Below are 20,877 nucleotides of genomic sequence, written 5' to 3'. Positions count from 1 at the left end.
AATGAAAACCGACTACCGAGGCATCGGCATGACCTCACAGCGCACACGCGATCGATTGGTAACTCGATTACAGGAGCGTGGAATCAAGAATAATGAAGTGCTTTCTGTCATTCGTGAGATGCCAAGACATTTGTTTGTCGATGAAGCTTTAGCCAGCCGTGCTTATGAAGATACGGCTTTGCCGATTGGTCATGGTCAGACTATTTCACAGCCATATATTGTGGCAAAAATGACTGAAATCCTGCTCGAAGATGGGCCACGCCAGAAAATTCTGGAAGTCGGAACGGGTTCCGGTTATCAGACAGCGGTGTTATCTAAACTGGTTGAACGGGTCTACAGTGTTGAACGAATTTCACCGCTGCAAAATCAGGCTCGCGAACGTTTTTATCAACTTAAACTCAATAATATAAAACTCAAACACAGTGATGGTAACTGGGGTTGGGAATGGTATGCACCGTATGACGGTATTATTGTGACCTGTGCGCCTGAACACATCCCATTAGAATTATTAAAACAGTTAGCGCCGGGTGGACGTCTGGTGATACCGGTTGGTACAAGTCAGGGTCAGTCTCTACGTGTGATTGATCGTCAGGGTGACAGGTACGAAGAAACGGAGTTAGACCCTGTCAGTTTTGTTCCTCTATTGAGTGGTCAGATTTAATGCGCTTATTTTCAGGTTTGTATGCACAAGTGATGATATGGGCCCGACATAAGTACGCGACCTACTGGTTAGCTTTGGTCAGTTTTACCGAGTCTTCCTGTTTTCTTGTGCCACCCGATGTAATGCTGGCACCGATGACCTTAGCCAGACCAGAACGTGCCTGGTTTCTGGCTACTTTAACCACAGTGACCTCAGTTTTAGGTGGACTGTTAGGGTATCTCATTGGCTTGTTTGCTTTTAATATGGTTGAACCCTGGCTGGTGTCTCTAGGTTATATGGATGCTTACACCCATGCTGCCGAGTGGTTTCATGAGTGGGGAATCTGGGCCATCTTTCTTGCTGGGTTTACGCCGATTCCCTTTAAAATTTTTACTATTGCGGCCGGTGTAGCCAGCATGGCCCTATTACCATTTATATTTGGTTCTTTGGTTGGGCGGGGAATGCGTTTCTTTCTGGTGGCGGCTTTAATGCGTTGGGGCGGTGCTGAGTTAGAGTCAAAACTTCATTTATGGATTGATCGTATTGGCTGGTTTACAGTGTTAGCACTGGTGATAGGTTATTTTATCTTCATATAAATTTATGCAATGGATCTGGCCGTTACTACTGGTTTTTACCTTAACATCCTGTGGTGGTGGAAGCCGGGCGTTGGCGCCAGTTGGTTCCTATGGTTATGAAAGCAATCAGCGAAAAATAGCCAAAACGCCTTATTCTTATACGGTCAAAAAAGGCGATACTCTGTATTCCATAAGTTGGCGTTATGGAATGGATTACAAGGAATTGGCGCGTATTAATGGCATTCGGTCTCCTTACACCATATACGTCGGACAAAAGTTAAAATTCAGAGGTTCTACGTCAAGTACTAGGGCGCCGTCCAGTTCCAGCTCCAGCAAACAAAAAGTAGTGACCAAGCCGATGACGCCTGTACCAAAACCTAAAACACAAGCGAAGCCAACTTCCCAGCCAGCAACTGCGTCAACAAACTCCAGCTATACGGGCAGCCAGAACTTGCAATGGCGCTGGCCGACGGATGGACTGGTGATTGCGACATATTCCAATAGCAGTTCAGGTGGTAAGGGTATTGATATTTCTGGAAAAGCCGGGCAACCGGTAGTCGCCGCCGCTTCAGGAAAAGTGGTTTACAGTGGTAATGGTTTGCCGAGATATGGCAACTTATTGATTATAAAACATAACGATGTTTACTTGAGTGCCTATGCGCATAACGAACGTTTGTTAGTGAAAGAGGGCGAGGTTGTGAAGTCTGGGCAAAAGATTGCCACATTAGGCCGGACTGGTACTCAGCGATACCAACTGCATTTTGAAATTCGTCGTAATGGTAAACCTGTCGATCCACAACGTTTTCTACCCAAACAATAAACGCTGGGTACGCCATTTTTATGACAAATCAGCTACAATATGTGGCTTGCCGGATTCGCCGGTAGTTCAATCAAATTTACTAGAGGTTACCTTTGGAACTAGGCGCAACGATGCAGCGAATCAAAGACCTACGGGATCGCAGTGACGATCTTAGGGGGTATCTTTGACTATGATGAGAAAGCTGAACGATTAATTGAAGTCACGCGCGAACTGGAGTCGCCCAGTGTGTGGGAAAATCCGGAAACTGCCCAGAAACTAGGGCAGGAACGTGCAAGTTTAGAAAAAATTGTCACCACCTTATCCGGCCATCGTGACATGCTGGATGATGCAAAAGAATTACTCGAATTAGCCGTTGAAGATAATGATCAGGCCACGTTTGATGCGATCCAGGCTGATCTGAATGAATTAGAAAAAGGTCTGGAAAAGCTGGAATTTCAACGCATGTTCTCCGGTAAGCTGGATAAGAACAATGCCTATCTTGATATTCAGTCAGGTTCTGGTGGAACTGAGGCGCAAGACTGGGCAAATATGATTTTGCGTATGTATCTGCGTTGGGGTGAGTCACAAGACTATAAAGTCGAATTGATGGAAGTCTCTGCTGGTGAGGTGGCGGGTATTAAAAGTGCCACAGTCCGGTTTGAAGGCGAATATGCCTTTGGTATGCTGCGGACCGAAACCGGTGTACACCGCCTGGTTCGTAAGTCACCGTTTGATTCTGGTGCGCGTCGCCATACCTCATTTGCATCGGTATTCGTTTATCCGGAAGTGGATGACACCATTGAAATTGATATCAACCCGGCAGATCTGAGAACCGATACTTATCGTTCCAGTGGTGCCGGCGGTCAGCATGTTAATACGACGGATTCTGCTGTTCGTATTACGCATGTACCTACCAATACGGTGGTGCAATGTCAGACCGAACGCTCGCAGCATCAGAATAGAGACCGTGCAATGAACCAGTTACGCGCGAAACTGTACGAACTGGAGTTGATGAAACAAAACGAAGTGAAACAGGCTGCTGAAGAGTCGAAGTCAGATATTGGCTGGGGCAGTCAGATACGTTCTTATGTGCTCGATCAGTCCCGCATCAAGGACCTGCGTACAGGCGTCGAAACCGGCAATACGCAAGCGGTCTTAGATGGTGACCTGGACCAATTTATTGAAGCCTCACTCAAATCAGGATTATAAGCTGGAAACCCGAATGACAAATGAAACAGAATTGGACGAAAACCGATTAATTGCCCAACGCCGTGAAAAACTGGCCGACTTAAGAGAGCAGGGCAATGCTTTTCCTAACGACTTCCGTCGTAATGTAATGAACGCTGAATTACAGGCAGAATACGCAGAGTGGGATGCTGAAAAATTAAAGGCAAATCCATTACGCGTGAAGATTGCCGGCCGTATGATGACCAAGCGAGTCATGGGTAAAGCAAGTTTTGCCACCATTCGTGATATGTCAGGCAATATTCAGTTGTATGTCGCACGCGATGAATTACCGGAAGGTGTTTATGCGCAATTTAAAAGTTGGGATTTAGGCGATATTATCGGTGCTGAAGGCACACTATTTCGTACCCAGAAAGGCGAGTTGTCGGTGCATGTTGATAGTATTCAGCTTTTAACAAAATCGCTCAGACCGTTACCAGAAAAATTCCACGGATTATCGGATCAGGAAACACGCTATCGTCAACGCTATGTTGATTTAATCATGAACGAAGCCAGTCGTGATGTGTTCCGTATTCGTACCAAAATTGTTGATGGTGTTCGTCGTTACCTGATGAGCAAGGATTATCTGGAAGTGGAAACACCGATGATGCAGGCAATTCCAGGTGGTGCCACAGCCCGTCCATTTACGACACATCACAATGCGCTGGATATGGGCTTATATTTGCGTATTGCCCCAGAGCTTTACCTGAAACGTTTGGTAGTCGGTGGTTTCGAACGCGTATTTGAAATCAATCGTAACTTCCGTAATGAAGGTTTATCGACTCGTCATAATCCAGAATTCACCATGGTGGAGTTTTACCAAGCCTATGCTGACTACCATGAATTAATGGATTTGACTGAGGATATGCTGCGTACCATCACGCAAGATGTGTTGGGTACAACGCAAGTGCACTATCAAGGTTTAGACATTGATTTTGCCAAACCCTTTACCCGAATGACCGTGAAAGAGTCGATTCTGCATTTCAATCCTGAATTAAAAGCTGAACAACTGGATGATATTGAGTCTGCACGTGCAATCGCTAAATCATTAGATATCGCGCTGAAAGACAGTTATGGTTTGGGTAAAGTCCAGATTGAGATTTTTGAAAAAACCGTTGAACACCGTTTAATGGATCCGACTTTCATCACGGCTTATCCAACCGAAGTCTCACCATTAGCGCGTCGTAATGATAATGATCCGTTTGTAACAGATCGCTTTGAATTCTTTGTCGGTGGTCGTGAAATAGCCAATGGCTTCTCAGAGCTTAATGATGCCGAAGATCAGGCGGAACGTTTCAAAGCACAGGTGGAAGAAAAAGACGCCGGTGACGATGAAGCGATGCATTATGATGCCGATTACATTCGTGCTCTTGAATACGGTATGCCACCTACCGCGGGTGAGGGTATCGGTATTGATCGACTGGTGATGTTACTGACAGACTCACCTTCTATAAGGGACGTCTTGTTATTCCCGCATATGCGTCCTGAATAGTTTTATAAATTAGTTAATAAAAAAGGCGAGTTTTGACTCGCCTTTTTTGTTTCTGTTTTATTGCAGGGGGAGGTTGTAAGAGGCACGAACCCCAACAGCTTTTTTATTCTGACGCCGGACATGCCCCAATCCGTTTTGCGGTAAAGTTCATCTTCATTACCATCACCCCCATCGGACTATTCATTTCACTGCTCATTTGACCATCCATATGATCACCGTGGAAATTAGTATGGCCGATAAAGTGATTTTTTATACCTTGAATATCACAGTCAACAGCAAAGTCAGCGGTATCCCGTAATACCTTTACTTGTTGAACAATACACTGCTGAGGTATTTCCAACATATTCACACCTTTATCAATCTGAGCCTGGGTCAGACATTCCTGATTAGTGCTGGTTTGTGGTTGCAGTGACATCGGACCTTCGATGGTTGTCGTCGTGGTATGAGCCCAAATGCCAGGTTGGAGGTTAGGTGTTTCAGCAAGAACGGGGAAACTGATAGTAGTCAGACTAAAACAGATCAGTAACATACAAGCGCGTTGAAACATGAGACGTTCTCCTAGAGTTTTATACATCACTGAATAATGAATCTCGCACATATTGCCGCGAGTTTCTCAATATAGCAATGCGTCTATGGTGAAATAGTGATAACAGGCTTGACACGCACCGCTTGCCAAAAATAACGTGACCAGTAGCTGTTGTGCATGCTGGAAATAGTAACGCCGATTTTGGTCGACACATGCAAAAATTTATCGTCTTCCAGATAAATCCCGACATGACTGCCCTTACGGAAAAAAACCAAGTCACCTGATTCAAGTTCACTTCGTTTTATCGGATGCCCCTGCAAGATTTGTTGCGACGTTGTTCTGGGCATAGTGATACCAAACAGTGTTTGATACGTCTGCTGTACAAAAGCAGAGCAATCTAAACCTGAGCGACTGTTACCACCTAAACGATAAGGTGTGCCAGTCCATTGTTGATATTGACGATACAGCAGACTAAGCGTTTGTTGCTGATCAAGCGATGCGATGGCTTGTGGTGGAGAACTATAACTATAGTTGGGAGGACTCGTCTGACAAGCAGCAAGCAGACTGAGTAAAGACAGAATTATGAAGCGCCATAAATAGCGGTTTAACCGATTAATCTCTAAGTGGAGAATATGCATATTACACAGTTCTGTCTCTTTGCTTCCAAATAAACAAAAAGGGCAGTATGACTGCCCCTTATGCATAAATTTAGTTTTAAGGTTTGATGTTAAATAAAGCTAATGCTTCCAGATATTCTTCACTATTCTCATCAATTTCATACACAGTCAGACCTGTATCTGCACCCACTTTCTCGAAAGAAATCACTTTATTTAATGTGAGCGGGTCTAGTGCTTTTTCAGTATCAAATAAGCTTTGAAGGTAGGCAACTTGCACCACATCGACTAAATCAGGACCGGAAGGACCACTATTACGATTGAGATTTTTATGTTCAGCGGCGACCTCAACCAAACTTTGTGGAAATTCCCATTTGCGGAGGATTGCTGCGCCAATACGCGGATAAAGATTATCGATAATCTGGTCTAAACGCTGCGGATTTTCTAATAAACCGGGTTCGTCTTGGGCCTGCATTAGAATAGGGAGTGTGCCGATGGAGTGAATTAAGCCCGCTAACATCGCTTCATCTGTATTCATTTTGGGAAGTTTGCTGGCCAGCACCTGACTCTGCGCAGAAACCTTAGTGCTATGCTCCCAGAGTGTTTTTAAACGTTTTTCCAAACGTTTATTGGTCGCTTTAAACATTTGTTCCATCATCAGACTGGTAACGATATTACGCACCATTGTAAGTCCCAGTCTTGGCACGGCCATGTGGATACTTTCAATCGGGACTCGGCCACGGTATAGCGGACTATTGGCAACTTTTAATAAGCGCGCTGACAGGGCAGGATCGGTTACAATAATATCTGCCAATTGCACTGCAGTGGCATCTGGATCATCGACAACTTCTCTCACCTTCAAGGCCACTTCTGGCAATGTCGGTAGAAGAAGTTTACCGTCCTCAAGATCTTTCAGGATTTTGTTATAAAATAGGTCTTGCTGGCTCATAGTAATCGCTTCTGATAAATGAATTTGAAGTGTTTATTAATTTCAGTTATTTTGCTTAGTTTGCCGACAGTTTTTAGCTTATCGCAGGTATTCAGTTGAACGACGAATTTCCAAGAATTAAACGCCTTCCGCCCTACGTTTTCAACATTGTAAATGATTTGAAAGCAAAAGCACGTGCGCGTGGTGAGGATATCATTGATTTTGGCATGGGTAACCCCGATCGCCCTGCACCCGCACATATTGTAGAAAAACTGGTCGAGGCGGCGCAGCGGCCAGATACCCACCGTTATTCGGTTTCTCGTGGTATTCCCAGGTTACGTAAAGCTTGCGCGGGCTGGTACAAACGTAAGTTTGATGTCGAACTTGATCCGGAAACTGAATGCATTGTTACTATCGGCTCTAAAGAAGGTTTAGCGCATCTAGCACTAGCTACTGTCGGTCCTGGTGATGCGGTATTAGTGCCTAACCCCGCTTATCCGATTCATCCTTATGGCTTTGTTATCGCGGGCGCAGATATCCGCCATGTGCCATTGACGCCTGATGTCGACTTTTTTGCTGAGCTGGAAAAATCGGTTAAGGATTCATGGCCTAAACCCAAAATGCTGGTCTTGAATTTCCCTGGTAATCCGACAACACAATGTGTTGATTTGGACTTTTTCCAACGGGTAGTCGACTTTGCTCGCGAGCATAAAATCTGGGTGATTCATGATCTGGCTTATGGTGAAATTGTATTTGATGGCTATAAAGCGCCGTCCATTTTACAAGTGCCGGGCGCGAAAGAAGTCGCTGTTGAGTTTTATACGCTGTCAAAAACGTACAATATGCCTGGCTGGCGTGTCGGCTTTATGTCTGGTAATCCGACATTAGTCGCTGCTTTGGCACGAATGAAGTCTTATCTGGACTACGGTATGTTTACGCCGATTCAGGTAGCAGCCATTACCGCTCTGGAAGGGCCACAGGACTGTGTTGATGAAATTGTGGAAACTTACAGAAGTCGTCGTGATGTTTTATGTGATGGACTGAATGCCATTGGCTGGCAGGTAGAAAAACCCAAAGCCACCATGTTTGTCTGGGCGAAGATTCCTGAGAAATATCGTGAGCTTGGCTCATTAGAATTTAGTAAAAAATTATTGAAAGAAGCGAAAGTCGCTGTATCACCAGGTATTGGTTTTGGTGAGTACGGGGATGATTATGTACGCTTTGGATTGATTGAAAATGAACATCGTACACGTCAGGCGATCCGTGGGATCCGTGACATGATGAGAAAACCGTAGGGGGCAGAGTGCAATCAGTAAAAATCGGAATTCTGGGTTTAGGAACGGTTGGTAGTGGTACTGTCAACGTATTAACTCGGAACTCGAGAGAAATCAGTCGTCGTGCAGGCCGTGATATTGAAATATATCGCGCTGCTGATCGTGACCTTGATAAACCTAAAGGCTGTGACACTTCTGCTATCAATTTAACGGATGATGCTTTTGACATCATCAACGATCCTGAGATTCAGATTGTTGTTGAATTGATTGGCGGTACAGGTGTTGCTAAAGAGTTGGTGATTAAAGCCATCGAAAATGGCAAGCATGTCGTGACAGCCAACAAAGCGCTTATTGCCATACATGGTAATGAGCTATTTGAGCTTGCTCAGGAAAAAGGCGTCACAATCTCCTTCGAAGCGGCAGTTGCTGGTGGTATTCCGATTATCAAAGCCATGCGTGAAGGCCTGGCTGGTAATCGTATTGAATGGCTGGCAGGCATTATTAACGGTACAGGTAACTTTATCCTGACTGAAATGCGGGAAAAAGGTCGTGACTTTGCCGACGTTTTAGCCGAAGCGCAGGCCTTGGGATATGCAGAAGCGGATCCTACGTTTGATATTGAAGGTATTGATGCGGCGCATAAACTTACCATTATGGCTTCCATTGCATTTGGTATACCGTTGCAGTTTGATAAATGCTACACCGAAGGTATCAGCCGTATAGCGCAAGAAGATGTGCTGAACGCCAATGAATTGGGTTACCGCATTAAACACCTGGGTATTGCGAAGAAAACCACAGCTGGTGTGGAACTAAGAGTCCATCCGACACTGATTCCACAGCGTCGTTTATTAGCTAATGTAAATGGTGTGATGAACGCGGTTGTGGTGAAAGGTGATGCAGTTGGCCCAACACTCTATTACGGTGCAGGTGCAGGTTCAGAAGCCACGGCTTCAGCTGTTGTGGCTGATATCGTGGATATCGTTCGTGCTTTGACCACTGATCCTGAAAATCGCGTACCCCATTTGGCCTTCCAGCCTGATGCATTAAAAGACACGCCGATTCTGCCTATGTCAGAAGTGGTGACTTCGTATTATTTACGTATTCATACCTTGGACAAGCCGGGTGTTTTAGCCGATATAACCCGTATTTTGAGCAATGAGGGCATCAATATTGAAGCTATCTTGCAAAAGCAGCCTGAAGAACATGAAGGCATGGTACCGATTATCATGTTGACCCAAGCTGTGGTAGAGAAAAATATGGACCAGGCCATTGCACAAATTGAGGCATTGGATACGGTGCCGGATTCTATTATGCGTATTCGCATGGAATCTCTCGGTGGTTAAGCCTGTATAAAGAATTCATTTAGAGGAAATTATTATGTCATTTCGACCACGTTACACTGGACTCATTGAGCGCTATCGCGACCGTTTACCAGTCAATGACGATACCCGCCTGATCAGTCTTGGTGAAGGCAATACCCCGCTTATTAAGCTCAACCACATTACCAAAGAGCTGGGTAAGGATGTCGATATTTATGTGAAGTACGAAGGTCTGAACCCAACGGGTTCATTTAAAGACCGTGGTATGACCATGGCTGTGACCAAAGCGGTAGAAGAGGGAAGTAAAGCGATTATCTGTGCCTCAACAGGTAATACATCGGCTGCAGCTGCGGCTTATGCTGCACGTGCAGGCATCGCTGCATTTGTACTTATCCCAGACGGCAAAATCGCACAAGGTAAACTGGCCCAGGCAATGATGCACGGTGCAACCGTTATTCAAATCAAAGGTAACTTTGATCAGGGCATGCAGTTAGTCAAAGAAGTCGCTGAACACGCACCAGTAACCATTGTGAACTCGATAAACCCATATCGTTTACAAGGACAGAAAACAGCGGCCTTTGAAATTGTCGAAGAACTGGGTCGAGCGCCTGACTATCACTGCTTGCCTGTAGGGAATGCCGGTAATATTACGGCTCACTGGATTGGCTACTGTGAGTATTCATGTAATTCAGGTGATCATGTCACCGATTCATGTGCTTATTGTGGTGGTAAATGTAAATATGCAGGTGGTGCCATTGTCGGAAATCGTCCTAAGATGATTGGTTATCAGGCGGCTGGCAGTGCGCCTTTCATGCGTGGTCATATGGTAGATGATCCTGAAACAGTCGCCACAGCGATTCGTATCGGTCACCCGCAAAGCTGGGATAAAGCCTGGCAGGTGAAAGAAGAATCGGGCGGTTGGTTTGATGAATGCTCTGATGAAGAAATTCTGGCTGCGCAGAAGTTATTAGCTGAAAAAGAAGGTGTGTTCTGTGAGCCTGCTTCAGCAACATCTTTGGCGGGAGCTATGCGTGATATTAAATCAGGCAAAATCCCTGAAGGCAGCACTATTGTTTGTACTTTAACGGGTCACGGCTTAAAAGATCCTGACACAGCGATCAAACAAAGTACATCTGCTGTTGTTACCGTAAATGCTGAGCTTGATGCCGTGCGTGAAGCCATTTTGAACAATATGGCGTAATCGATATGACGCATTTCGCGGAACCAACCGAAACAGAGATTGCACGTGCCAAGTTGCCGCATGATATTTTTCTAAGCAACCTGATTGGCAATCATATTCTGGTGTTTACCGCGATATCTACGTTTGGTCCAACGTATATGAAGTATTTATTCCTGGTGCCATTAATTTCTTTTTTGGCACTGGGATATACCTACTGGCGATCGAGTCGGGTCAAACGTGAAGAGGGTGAGTTCGTCTGGGCACATTGGCAAGTAGCACGTCGCTGGAGTCGTTTTTTTATGATGATTCTTCTACTGCTTGTCAGCGTGTCGACCCTGGGTGTGCTCGGTCATATGCATCTTGGCATGATGAAAGAAGCTGTCTATGCCATGATCGGTGGTCTGGGAATTTTGCCAACGCTAGTCAGTGTATTGGTGTTGATTGTTATTGAGTCTGATTCTTTGCATCATGCAAGGATGGGAACGCTGCCGAAATGGGCATTAAAACGGTTTTTGAATATTGATGCTGAACCAAGTCAGGACGATTAACGCGACTATCTAATTTAGTGGTCTCGATATTTATTTGACGACAACAGAATGAATTACTTTGTCGTACTCAAACACCACCTCAAACTTTGTATATTCCCAACGCGTAATTGGCGGCTGTCCGACGGCCGGACGGACGGCCTCTGGTTCCCCAAATTGTTCTTTTACCTGAACCATTGTCATTCCTCGGGTGGGCCGGACAATGCCTGAGGGATCATTAGCTACCTCATAACTGGGATCCGTAATGGAAATCACTTCTGCCTGACAGAGGTTGGTAAAAAACAATAATGCGGTGCCAATAATTAGCAGAGAACGGTTTGCCATAAACGTTTCCTTATGTCTTTGTGCAAAAAGCATACTATGCCTATATAAATAGCTCAATGAGACTGTTGAGATAACGTTGCCCCTTCTCTGTCGGCCGAATTCTCTCGATAGTATGTTGCAATAATTCTAACTGTTCAGCTTTTTGCATAGCCTGTTTTATTGTAGAAATTGGCAAGCCAGTATGTTGCTGGAAAAGCGGTGTGGGAACGCCATCAAGCAAACGCATCGCATTCAACATAAATTCAAATCCAACCTCATCCTCGCTGACGAAAGTTTGCTCAAGCAATCCCGCTTCTGTGCCTGCCGTATCGATATATTTCTGTGGCTGTTTTTGTTTAACACGCCGTTGAATCTGTTGTGGAGAAGCACTGCTGATTTTGCCATGAGCACCGGCACCAATGCCGATATAGTCACCATAGCGCCAGTAGTTAATATTATGGCGGCATTGATGGCCTTTTTGAGCGTAGGCCGAGGTTTCATACTGCATATAACCCGCTTCAGCCAGACGTGCCTGATTGGCAAGCTGCCAGTCATAAATTGGATCGTCATCCGGAAGACTCGGCGGTTGAGCATAAAACAGCGTGTTGGGTTCTATCGTTAATTGATAGTAAGAAATATGCGGTGGCGCCAGGGCAATGGCGGTTTCAACATCATGCCTGGCTTTTTTCTCATCCTGTCCGGGTAAGCCAAACATCAGATCCAGATTAAAACTATCAAACCCTGCCTGATGGGCATATTCCACGGCTTTGATCGCTTGCTTGCTGTCATGGATACGGCCCAGAGACTGCAGTGCATCCTGATCAAAACTCTGGATACCGATACTCAGCCTATTGATACCGACATCACGATATTCGCTAAAACGACCCGCTTCAACAGTACCTGGATTGGCTTCTAAAGTAATTTCAGCATCATGTTGCAAGGGCAGTAAGGCACGGACTGACGAGAAAAGTCGGTCATACGCTTCTGCTGAAAATAAACTGGGTGTGCCACCACCGATAAAGACCGTATTGATCGAGCGTCCCCAAATCAGAGGTAATTCTTGTTCTAAGTCGCGAATCAATGCATCAATATAGGCCTGTTCTGGCAGTGATTGATGATTATCATGAGAGTTAAAGTCACAGTAGGGGCATTTACGCACACACCAGGGCACATGAATATAAAGACTAAGAGGCGGTAAGCTTGTAAAGTTGAACATTATTGTTGTTCCGGTTCCCAGCCTGACATCCATTCATCCAGATTGATAATGACTGGGGCTTTTCCATTTTCATAAAACCAAGAGTCTACGGCATAACGGATCTGTGTTTGTGTATCAATCATCGTCGCCGTGTTGTGTGGCGCCTGACCCTGAAAAATACCTCGTGACATACGTGAAGCGGTAGTATGCCATGTTAAAACACCAGCATTTTCAAGCATACGCAGATAGACACTGGTATTGGTGGCCTCATCAACACAGTCCATCTGACCATAACGATTAGACGCTATCTGGTTACGAGCTAAATCATGCTGGCTGCCAATCTGTATTCCGACCAGGTGTTCTAAATTGGCAATGGCTTGTTGAACTGCTTGTCGTTCATCTTCAGCACTGTCGGTGTTGGCAAACAATGTGAGAATGTCCTGCCAATCCTGCTTATTAATACTCGCTTCACTGATTTTATAGCAGCTCATGCTGTGACAGACTGAAAAACGATCGGGAGTGGGCTGACCAATAAAAAAACGATAATCATTGTCCCATATATCATTCAGGCTCTGACTACTGCGGATCGGTTTTATAGGATGCTCAGCGTAGGGGGATGAACAAGCAGATAAAGCTAAAAATAGCGTGATGAATGGAGTCCGGTATCGAAGCATCACATTAAATAGTAGCTAAAAATGTGATCAAAACTGATGGCGATTGTATGGGAATTCTTCCACAAAACGATGCATTGCTTGGCCACGGTGGCTGATCGCATGTTTTTGTTCTGAGCTAAGTTCTGCTGCACTGCAGCCCGTTTCGGGAACAAAAAAGATCGGATCATAACCAAAACCTGCTTCACCAACGGCTTCCGTCATTATTTGACCTTGCCAACTACCGTGAAATATCAGGGGAGTCGGGTCGTCAGCATGACGCATGAAGACAATAACGCATTGAAAACGGGCGCTGCGCTCAGAAGCCGGTACATCTTTCAGTGCGTCTAACAGAGCAGCAATATTGTCTTTATCTGTGGCAGACTTACCGGCATAGCGAGAAGAATAAATGCCCGGCGCACCGCGCAGGGCATCTACTTCAATACCAGAGTCATCAGCAATGGCTGCCAGGCCAGTCTGTTTACAGGCATTGCGAGCCTTGATGATGGCATTTTCGACAAAGCTTAAACCGGTTTCCTCAGCCTCAATGACACCAAGATCGGCTTGCGAGACGATGTCGATTTTGAGAGGGGCGAGTATTTCTGCAAACTCACGAAGCTTGCCTTGATTGCCGGTCGCTAAGACGATTTTTTTCATGATACTGCCAGTACTTCCCGTTGTTTTTCCATCAGCTGACTGATGCCATGACTAGCCAGATCCAACATGGATTGTAATTCTTCAGCTCGGAAGGCATGACCTTCAGCGGTGCCTTGTAATTCGATATAAGCGCCTGCATCGTTCATGACCACATTCATATCAGTTTCTGCAGATGAATCTTCATCATAGTCCAAATCCAAAACCGGTGTGCCGTTATAGATACCAACGGAAATTGAAGCAACTTGACCATGTAGGGGACTGGATTTCAGCTTTCTGGTGTTGAGTAAATGGCTGATGGCATCGTGTAATGCAACATAAGCACCCGTGATAGAGGCTGTACGAGTACCACCATCGGCCTGAATCACATCGCAGTCAATGGTAATACTGCGCTCACCTAATGATTTCAGATCAATGGCTGCGCGTAATGAGCGTCCGATAAGGCGTTGAATTTCCATTGTACGGCCGCCTTGTTTTCCTCTGGCCGCTTCACGTTGCATGCGGCTACCGGTAGAGCGTGGAAGCATGCCATATTCAGCGGTCACCCAACCTTCACCTGTACCGCGTAAGAATTGTGGAATACGTTCTTCAACGGTTGCAGTACAAAGTACTTTGGTGTCACCGAACTCTACCAGTACTGAGCCTTCGGCATGTTTGGTGTAGTTACGGGTGATATTGACGTGTCTTAATTCATTGGCTTGACGACCACTTGGACGCATATTCGCTTTTCCTCAGTCAAATTTAACCTATTATACCTGCCCTAAATCACTGCCGCAGATGCTTTTTATCAATGGTTTTCTGTAAGATGTCAGATTAATTCAGAAATAGGACATGATTGTGACACGAAGTATGACCGCCTTTGCCCGCCATGAGGAGCAAACTGAGCTTGGCAGCTTGAGCTGGGAAATTCGCTCAGTAAATCATCGTTATCTGGAAGTGTCTTTTCGTTTAGAAGAAAGTTTTCGTCCGTTTGAAATGGCGATGCGCAAACTGATCAGCGACACGCTGAGTCGGGGTAAGGTGGAAGTCGCATTACGCTATCGTGTGCCTGAGCAAGCGCAGAATGCATTACAAATGAATATAGGCCTGGCTAAAACTGTTATGGAAAACTATCAACAGTTGGCTTCTTTTACTGATAATGCGGCGCCGATTGATATCTTACGGGTGATGCAATGGCCTGGCGTCATTCAGACTGAAAGTCTGGATCAGGATGCCTTACAAGCAACCGTATTGAATTCTTTAAAACACGCGCTGGATGATTTAGTGGCAACCCGCGAGCGAGAAGGTGCAGCGCTGGAACAGATGATTATTCAACGCTGTGAGCAAATCAACGATATTGCAGAACAAACTAAAATTCGTCTGCCAGATATTCTTGCCAGCCATCGACAAAAATTATCAGACCGGATTGCTGAGCTTGAGGTGAGTCTGGAACCAGAGCGGCTTGAGCAGGAAATGGTGCTATTGGCGCAAAAAGCCGATGTGGCAGAAGAAATCGATCGTTTACAGAATCATGTGAATGAAGTGAAACATACATTGAAACGGAATGAGCCTATCGGTCGCCGACTCGATTTTCTGATGCAGGAATTAAACCGTGAAGCCAATACATTAGGCTCTAAATCGATTGATACTGATACCACACGATACTCAGTTGATCTGAAAGTATTAATCGAACAGATGCGTGAGCAGATCCAAAATATCGAATAGTTTTTTTACCCGTCCAAGAATGTCTTAAAAGCCCTGTTATTTGCTTGTAAATACAGGGCTTTTTTATTTTTCCCGTCCAAATCGGTTTGCAGATGTCCGTTACCAGTTGCTGTTTAAGTGGTGGGCAAAATGGTGGGCAAGCCCTGTTTTTTTGACTCAATAAGCAAAAAGTCAAGGCATCTGGTGAGCAGATTTTTGCATCTATCTCACCACCGCCTTATGCCATCTCCACTTATCGTGCTGCTTGCAGATTGTTCAATCACTCAACTATCGAACCAATCGATAAACAAACAGTGGTGGGCAATGGTGAGCAAATTTTAACGATTTCTTAGGAATATAGAGTAACAAACGATGGCAAAACTAACCGCAACTCAGGTGCAGTCTTATGCTCGCACCGCAACAGCAAACAAAAAATACAGTGATGGGAATGGCCTATATTTTTGCGTAAGAAAATCTGGCATGCCGTATTGGATGCTAAGGTATACCAGCCTAAACGGACGACGAGAAGCCACGCTCGGTCAATATCCAAGCATGACCTTAGCAGAGGCTCGACTTGAATCGTCTAAAATGCAGCTACAACTTCAGCAAGGTGAAGATCCATTAGCAATTCGCGCTATTGAAACCATCCCAGAGATCCAAAATGTCAGCCAGCTGTTTCAAGACTGGTATGCCAAAGACTTAAGTCGCCGATTAAAACACCCAAATATACCCAAACGTGTTTTTACCAAAGAGATTGCACCCGTGATTGGTCAACTCCCTATCCAAGCAGTGCGCCCCACACATGTACGAGAAGTATTAGAGCGCATTCGAGAAAGTAACCGCCCTACCATCGCCAACGACACATTAATGTACATGAAGCAGTTGTTTCGACATGCGATAAAGCTCGACTTAACGCTGAACAACCCCGCCGCAGCATTTACCGTGGACGATGCCGGTGGCGTGGAGTCCAGTAAAGACAGGATGCTCAGCAAAGAGGAAATTCACTACGCCTTTAGCGTGTTTCATACCCATATCAATAGCTTTGGTCGCGATAACTACCTCGCTTGCTGCCTGTTTTTGGTGTTGGGCGTGCGCAAAAGCGAACTGTGCGAAGCCATGTGGCGTGAAATGGATTTAACCACGGGCGTGTGGGATCTACCCAAAGAACGCAGCAAAACCGGCGTGCCAATCAGCATCCCCTTACCGCGCCAAGCCATTGCTTGGTTTAACGAGCTGCAAATCCGCGCTTGTGGCTCGCCTTATGTTTTCCCGGCCAGACGAGCAAGCCATCGTCCCCATATGGGGCCAGATACGCTGAACCGAGCCATTTCTAAACTCTTTGGTCGAGAACCGGGTCGCAAAAAACAGCCACCCAATAAAATGGGCAAACTTGAACACTTCACCGTACACGATTTGCGCCGCACCTTTCGCAGCCTTGCCGCCTCTTTGGGTATCGCAGGCAACGTGGCCGAACGCTGTCTTAACCATAAGCTAAAAGGCGTTGAGGGCATCTACGACCGACACGATTACTTTGAAGAGCGCCGTATTGCCCATCAAACCGTGGCTGATGTGGTTGAACCGCTGGTGAACTTTGAGCACACTTCACAGCACAACACAGGAGGGCGTTAACATGCAACTGATGATGCGACTCGCCCCCATTACCTTTCCAATAGCCATGCTGGCATGCCTTGGTTGGTGTATTGGCATTGCCTTACTCGATCAACCTCATGGTATAGGCTACGCACTTACTCGGTATTGCCTGTCGACATTGGTGGTACTCGCCCCTTGGCTGGCGCTAAAACTCACGTTCTACGTGATTGTCAGCCTAGGACGCAAACTGGGGCTTATCCCGCCTGCACGCCCAACGTACAGCTTGGGTTATGAAGAATCACTCTATTGGTTCAGAGTATTAGCCTTTTTCGATGGCAAACGCAGCCGCATGCCGAAAAGGCCCATCAGGCGAAACTAACAAACCACCCATTTGCTCACTTACCGTGGGCAGTTGGGACAATGGGGCAACACTTGATATACAAGCTATAGAAGGTGAATAAGAGGGATTTGAACCGCCCCAAGGAGTGGGGCAATCGGGGCTTTGATTGACAACACAAGTCACCAAACATACCTTTCAAACACAGCTTTCAAACCACTATGACCGGCGCCTCTGCATTTCTGTACGCGTCGGTTCTCATTTTAGCGTAGCGGTATGCTTCGCAAATGTGTTTCAATTGCTTCAATCATCGACTTCGTGAGCGGTAAATGCGCTTTTTCTTTCGCCCAGATTTCATGAAAGCCTGCCACGGTTTGCTTGGCAGTATCTAACACCAATTTTTCTGGCAGCATGGCTTTAGCCGCCAAGTGTGACAGCTCATCCAGCGTGAAATCACTGAATTTCTTGCTACGACTCACCTTCAGCGATGCACTATCATCGGGGATATAAGGAATGGTCGAGACAAAGTCATAGGCAGGCGCAATCGATGCTGCGCGCTTGTCTTTGTAAATCACAGACCAATTCTTCAGATGCATATCCGCATTGCCAATTAGGGTATTGAACACCAATCGACGCGTAAATTCTGCAATGTCTTCGTCTTGACCTTCGATGCCGATAACCTGAGCAATATTGCGCATACTGGCTTTTTTGTATTTATCTTGAGGATAGACGCCAAACACTTGCGCAAAATCTTCAATATGTATGGCTTGATCACCTGCACGATCAAAGCGCTTGATCACAAACGCCTGAGCATTTTTAAAAGCATCGCCAAATTTACCAATACCATCTGGGATATTAGCAATCTGGTTAATCGGGAGTAGCTGCGTTTCTGGCACATCCATCCCCAACATGCGAGCCAATTCCATCATCGAATATTCATTTTCTGGCACAGCGTCAAAGCGAGACGATGGCAATTTCACAATCCAAGAGCCACCTTGACCGGTTACTGGAATAGTCAAACCACCGTTTGCCTGTTGTACAGCTGAAAACTTCAACTGCACACCCGCCAATGAGAAGCGCATCGGCGCTTCAATTTTCGTTTCTTCGTCAATGTCTTGATGCACATTAGGCGGCAGCGCTTCGCCATCAGCAGGTTCAACCGTGATCGCACCTGCTAAATCTTGTCCTAACACCCACAATAGAAAAAACTCCCGTGCTGGATTCACTCCGGCACGCTCAGCCAGGTAATGACGCATGGTTTCTTCTGGCAAAAGGTTAGAGAAAAACGGAGTTAACTTGGTTTGGGTCGGTTTAAAATTAGTCAGTAAGCCACCCAGTGCATCTTTAAAACCCAGCCCTAACACGGGCCGCGATTCGTCATTAATGTACGAATCCATAAAGGCAAAAAGCGTTCTGTCATTGCCCACGTTAGTGATCGTTGCGATAGGTTCCCCGTAGAGCAACACGTTGAGCGTAGAGACATGGTTAGTCATTGTCGTCTTCCTCTAACTGATATGCGGGCGACATTGGCTCACCCTCGTCGCTGATGCCGTTAATACCTTGGCCACTTCGAATGATTGACTTGATGGCAGGAATGGACTTTTTAGGCGCAACCAATAGCTCTAGGTCGAGTACACGGGCAAGTGCAATTAAACTGGATATTCTTAAATCAACACCGCCAGACTCGATTTTCGAAATATGGCTTTGCGGTACACCCGACCGTGCGCTTAACTCTCTTTGGCTAAACCCCTTGCGTACCCGAGCTTCTCGAAGACTTTCTAGTATCTGCTCTGTTACATAACTCATTTCGATACGCCTTGATGCATCAATTAAGAATAATTATATACAAAAACATATCACCGCAATCCCGCAAACACAAGAATGATTAGCTATTATGTATCAAAAAGCACTTTCTAATATGCAATTATAGATAACTTGTAACGCGCGCTCACTTACCGTGGGCAGTTGGGACAATGGGCTGTAATTTGAATAGCTTGCTTACAAAATACCACATCCAGATTTAAGCTGAATCAACCAACCCAACTACTTACTTTGATCAGCTGATGCAATCCCCCTATATGCCTCATTTGCTAATCCATGAGTTTCAACAGCCGCCACACACTTCCCCATGCCTTTACCCCCATACGCCAAAACCACTATCCGTTTGGCTTTTGGATCGAAACGCCAAACAGGGAAACTAGCCCATTTACTGTTTGGCTTCTCGATTGAAATCCAACGCTGGTAGGCCTTGCCAGTACAGGCTCAAAGCAAGGTTTGGCACTTTTTTCACCCTAAACCAACCTCGAATCCAAAGTACAAACCGTTTGATTTTTTAAACCCAGAATGCAAACGATCGTTTGGCGTCTCGATTTTTTTCACTAGCCAAATGCCGCCAAACAGAGCCGTATTGGACTATGTATATCAAATAGTTAGCCGCGCACAGGTCATCATAAAAAACCGATTTGACTGGTGAGTTTGATGGCCATTTCTTTCATCTAATTCACCACCGCGTCTGCACTCGACGACTGAAAATAGACGGCATGACGAACCAACAAGGTGATAAGTGACGTGTTATGGGCAAGTGCTAACGATTGGGATAGAGAATGGATACAGCAGGTGGTCACTTTACTGGTTGGGCATGGCGCGTTTACCCTCTACCCAGCATTAAGCCAGTGCGATAATGCCGCTGAACGCTTAACCCGCTGGCTGACCTTTCAGTTACCACGCGTTAAACAAGCACACCCAGGCTGCCCGATTCACCAATGGCTAAATAGCATTGGCGCACAAGAGATCGTAGAAAAATGGCAAAGCCCCGAGCAATGGCCAAACCTGTATTGGCTACCTTTACCTGAGGTTGATGGCCACGCGCAAGGCGGGTTGGTTTTGTTACCAGCACATTTTTTACCGGTATATATGAACGGCACAATACAAACCAGAACATTGCAAGCAAACACACCGGCCAACGCCTGTATCTTTTGGTGCATCACGCCTTTGTCTAAAACAGGAAAGCGCGCTACCTTGCACCCCAAACAGCAAAACCGCGGCTTTTGCCTGCCCAGTTCGCCGGAGCAAATAGGAAAATCATGCACAGGGTTATTACTGAGAGGTTTGAAAAAAGAAAGCCAAAAACGAAACGGCAACGTGATCAGCCACCAAATCAACCTAGCGCTGCTGCACCACATTTGTGGGCCGGAGAATGATGTGTGGTTGGAAGCTAATTTTGGTGCCGTAACTGATTACGGTAGCAAAAATTAGAAGCCTTAAAAACGAGTAACCCCTCGCGGGGCGCTGATCTAACGGGTAGCGGGAGGGGTGTTGTTGATGCGATTTTAATATCAAAAGCGCCAAA

At 45.8% G+C, this 20,877-nt stretch carries 23 protein-coding genes; 13 read left to right on the top strand and 10 right to left on the bottom strand.

Annotation, left to right across the window (positions count from 1 at the left end; all coding sequences use genetic code 11):
- Position 1 precedes the first annotated feature (1 nt).
- From MAMP_RS14350 to lysS, 5 genes are all read left to right on the top strand, one after another.
- Positions 2 to 661 (top strand): protein-L-isoaspartate(D-aspartate) O-methyltransferase, encoded by a 660-nt coding sequence (locus tag MAMP_RS14350; protein WP_007146816.1) that lies wholly within the window; start codon positions 2 to 4, stop codon positions 659 to 661.
- Complete coding sequence (locus tag MAMP_RS14345; RefSeq protein ID WP_007146815.1) at positions 661 to 1,236, top strand: YqaA family protein; 576 nt, start codon at positions 661 to 663, stop codon at positions 1,234 to 1,236. The genes MAMP_RS14350 and MAMP_RS14345 overlap by 1 nt, the downstream gene beginning before the upstream one ends.
- A 4-nt stretch (positions 1,237 to 1,240) precedes the next feature.
- Positions 1,241 to 2,035 (top strand): peptidoglycan DD-metalloendopeptidase family protein, encoded by a 795-nt coding sequence (locus MAMP_RS14340; protein ID WP_007146814.1) that lies wholly within the window; start codon positions 1,241 to 1,243, stop codon positions 2,033 to 2,035.
- A 110-nt stretch (positions 2,036 to 2,145) separates the two neighbouring features.
- Positions 2,146 to 3,223 (top strand): peptide chain release factor 2 gene (prfB, locus tag MAMP_RS14335; RefSeq protein ID WP_139031940.1). Its coding sequence is split into 2 segments (ribosomal slippage): positions 2,146 to 2,199 and positions 2,201 to 3,223, totalling 1,077 coding nucleotides; the frame shifts between segments, so codons are not numbered across the junction.
- Between the two features lie 13 nt (positions 3,224 to 3,236).
- A complete protein-coding gene (lysS, locus tag MAMP_RS14330; protein ID WP_007146812.1) occupies positions 3,237 to 4,730 on the top strand; it encodes a lysine--tRNA ligase in 1,494 nt (497 codons plus the stop codon).
- Positions 4,731 to 4,833: 103 nt separating this feature from the next.
- On the opposite strand, the gene MAMP_RS14325 is transcribed toward lysS, so the two are convergent.
- The 3 genes from MAMP_RS14325 to MAMP_RS14315 form a co-directional block, all read right to left on the bottom strand.
- On the bottom strand, positions 4,834 to 5,277 hold the full coding sequence (locus tag MAMP_RS14325) for a DUF3617 domain-containing protein (RefSeq protein WP_007146811.1): 444 nt from the start codon (positions 5,275 to 5,277) through the stop codon (positions 4,834 to 4,836).
- A gap of 83 nt (positions 5,278 to 5,360) precedes the next feature.
- The gene (locus tag MAMP_RS14320) at positions 5,361 to 5,894 is read right to left on the bottom strand and encodes a C40 family peptidase (RefSeq protein ID WP_007146810.1); all 534 of its coding nucleotides are present in this window, start codon (positions 5,892 to 5,894) and stop codon (positions 5,361 to 5,363) included.
- 76 nt (positions 5,895 to 5,970) lie between these two features.
- The gene (locus MAMP_RS14315) at positions 5,971 to 6,819 is read right to left on the bottom strand and encodes an HDOD domain-containing protein (RefSeq protein ID WP_007146809.1); all 849 of its coding nucleotides are present in this window, start codon (positions 6,817 to 6,819) and stop codon (positions 5,971 to 5,973) included.
- Between the two features lie 95 nt (positions 6,820 to 6,914).
- Between MAMP_RS14315 and alaC the strand changes: the two genes are divergently transcribed.
- Genes alaC through MAMP_RS14295 form a run of 4 tightly spaced genes read left to right on the top strand, consistent with a single transcriptional unit; the run spans position 6,915 to position 11,119 of the window.
- Positions 6,915 to 8,093, top strand: coding sequence for an alanine transaminase (alaC, locus tag MAMP_RS14310; protein ID WP_040576629.1), 1,179 nt, complete (start codon positions 6,915 to 6,917; stop codon positions 8,091 to 8,093).
- An 8-nt stretch (positions 8,094 to 8,101) separates the two neighbouring features.
- Positions 8,102 to 9,415, top strand: coding sequence for a homoserine dehydrogenase (locus MAMP_RS14305; RefSeq protein ID WP_007146807.1), 1,314 nt, complete (start codon positions 8,102 to 8,104; stop codon positions 9,413 to 9,415).
- A gap of 34 nt (positions 9,416 to 9,449) precedes the next feature.
- Positions 9,450 to 10,592 carry a threonine synthase gene (gene thrC / locus MAMP_RS14300; protein ID WP_007146806.1) on the top strand — a complete coding sequence of 381 codons (1,143 nt, stop codon included), beginning with the start codon at positions 9,450 to 9,452 and terminating at the stop codon, positions 10,590 to 10,592.
- Positions 10,593 to 10,597: 5 nt separating this feature from the next.
- Positions 10,598 to 11,119 (top strand): hypothetical protein, encoded by a 522-nt coding sequence (locus MAMP_RS14295; RefSeq protein WP_007146805.1) that lies wholly within the window; start codon positions 10,598 to 10,600, stop codon positions 11,117 to 11,119.
- A 30-nt stretch (positions 11,120 to 11,149) separates the two neighbouring features.
- Here the strand turns inward: MAMP_RS14295 and MAMP_RS14290 are convergent, their stop codons facing one another.
- Genes MAMP_RS14290 through rph form a run of 5 tightly spaced genes read right to left on the bottom strand, consistent with a single transcriptional unit; the run spans position 11,150 to position 14,637 of the window.
- Positions 11,150 to 11,440 (bottom strand): hypothetical protein, encoded by a 291-nt coding sequence (locus MAMP_RS14290; protein ID WP_007146804.1) that lies wholly within the window; start codon positions 11,438 to 11,440, stop codon positions 11,150 to 11,152.
- A gap of 40 nt (positions 11,441 to 11,480) precedes the next feature.
- Positions 11,481 to 12,635, bottom strand: coding sequence for a radical SAM family heme chaperone HemW (gene hemW, locus MAMP_RS14285; RefSeq protein ID WP_007146803.1), 1,155 nt, complete (start codon positions 12,633 to 12,635; stop codon positions 11,481 to 11,483).
- A complete protein-coding gene (locus MAMP_RS14280; protein ID WP_050797568.1) occupies positions 12,635 to 13,288 on the bottom strand; it encodes a hypothetical protein in 654 nt (217 codons plus the stop codon). Before MAMP_RS14280 ends, hemW begins: the two co-directional genes overlap by 1 nt.
- Positions 13,289 to 13,315: 27 nt before the next feature.
- Complete coding sequence (rdgB, locus tag MAMP_RS14275; protein WP_007146801.1) at positions 13,316 to 13,921, bottom strand: RdgB/HAM1 family non-canonical purine NTP pyrophosphatase; 606 nt, start codon at positions 13,919 to 13,921, stop codon at positions 13,316 to 13,318.
- Positions 13,918 to 14,637: a ribonuclease PH gene (gene rph, locus MAMP_RS14270; RefSeq protein WP_007146800.1), complete on the bottom strand. Its 720-nt coding sequence runs from the start codon at positions 14,635 to 14,637 to the stop codon at positions 13,918 to 13,920. Before rph ends, rdgB begins: the two co-directional genes overlap by 4 nt.
- Before the next feature lie 118 nt (positions 14,638 to 14,755).
- Here rph and MAMP_RS14265 point away from each other — a divergent pair, with 118 nt between their 5' ends.
- The 3 genes from MAMP_RS14265 (at position 14,756) to MAMP_RS14255 (ending at position 17,570) form a co-directional block, all read left to right on the top strand.
- Positions 14,756 to 15,622, top strand: coding sequence for a YicC/YloC family endoribonuclease (locus tag MAMP_RS14265; protein ID WP_040576693.1), 867 nt, complete (start codon positions 14,756 to 14,758; stop codon positions 15,620 to 15,622).
- 351 nt (positions 15,623 to 15,973) lie between these two features.
- Complete coding sequence (locus MAMP_RS14260) at positions 15,974 to 17,230, top strand: tyrosine-type recombinase/integrase (RefSeq protein WP_007146798.1); 1,257 nt, start codon at positions 15,974 to 15,976, stop codon at positions 17,228 to 17,230.
- A gap of 1 nt (position 17,231) precedes the next feature.
- A complete protein-coding gene (locus MAMP_RS14255; protein ID WP_007146797.1) occupies positions 17,232 to 17,570 on the top strand; it encodes a hypothetical protein in 339 nt (112 codons plus the stop codon).
- Positions 17,571 to 17,791: 221 nt separating this feature from the next.
- Here the strand turns inward: MAMP_RS14255 and MAMP_RS14250 are convergent, their stop codons facing one another.
- Positions 17,792 to 19,021, bottom strand: coding sequence for a type II toxin-antitoxin system HipA family toxin (locus MAMP_RS14250; protein ID WP_007146796.1), 1,230 nt, complete (start codon positions 19,019 to 19,021; stop codon positions 17,792 to 17,794).
- Positions 19,014 to 19,334 carry a helix-turn-helix domain-containing protein gene (locus tag MAMP_RS14245; RefSeq protein ID WP_007146795.1) on the bottom strand — a complete coding sequence of 107 codons (321 nt, stop codon included), beginning with the start codon at positions 19,332 to 19,334 and terminating at the stop codon, positions 19,014 to 19,016. Before MAMP_RS14245 ends, MAMP_RS14250 begins: the two co-directional genes overlap by 8 nt.
- Positions 19,335 to 20,096: 762 nt before the next feature.
- Between MAMP_RS14245 and MAMP_RS14240 the strand changes: the two genes are divergently transcribed.
- Complete coding sequence (locus MAMP_RS14240) at positions 20,097 to 20,783, top strand: hypothetical protein (RefSeq protein WP_007146793.1); 687 nt, start codon at positions 20,097 to 20,099, stop codon at positions 20,781 to 20,783.
- Positions 20,784 to 20,877 lie beyond the last annotated feature (94 nt).

The organism is Methylophaga thalassica MP (genome assembly GCF_000214595.1).
Taxonomy (GTDB): domain Bacteria; phylum Pseudomonadota; class Gammaproteobacteria; order Nitrosococcales; family Methylophagaceae; genus Methylophaga; species Methylophaga thalassica.
The sequence above is the reverse complement of the archived record's forward strand: the minus strand, read 5'-3'. Positions and strand labels throughout refer to the sequence as shown.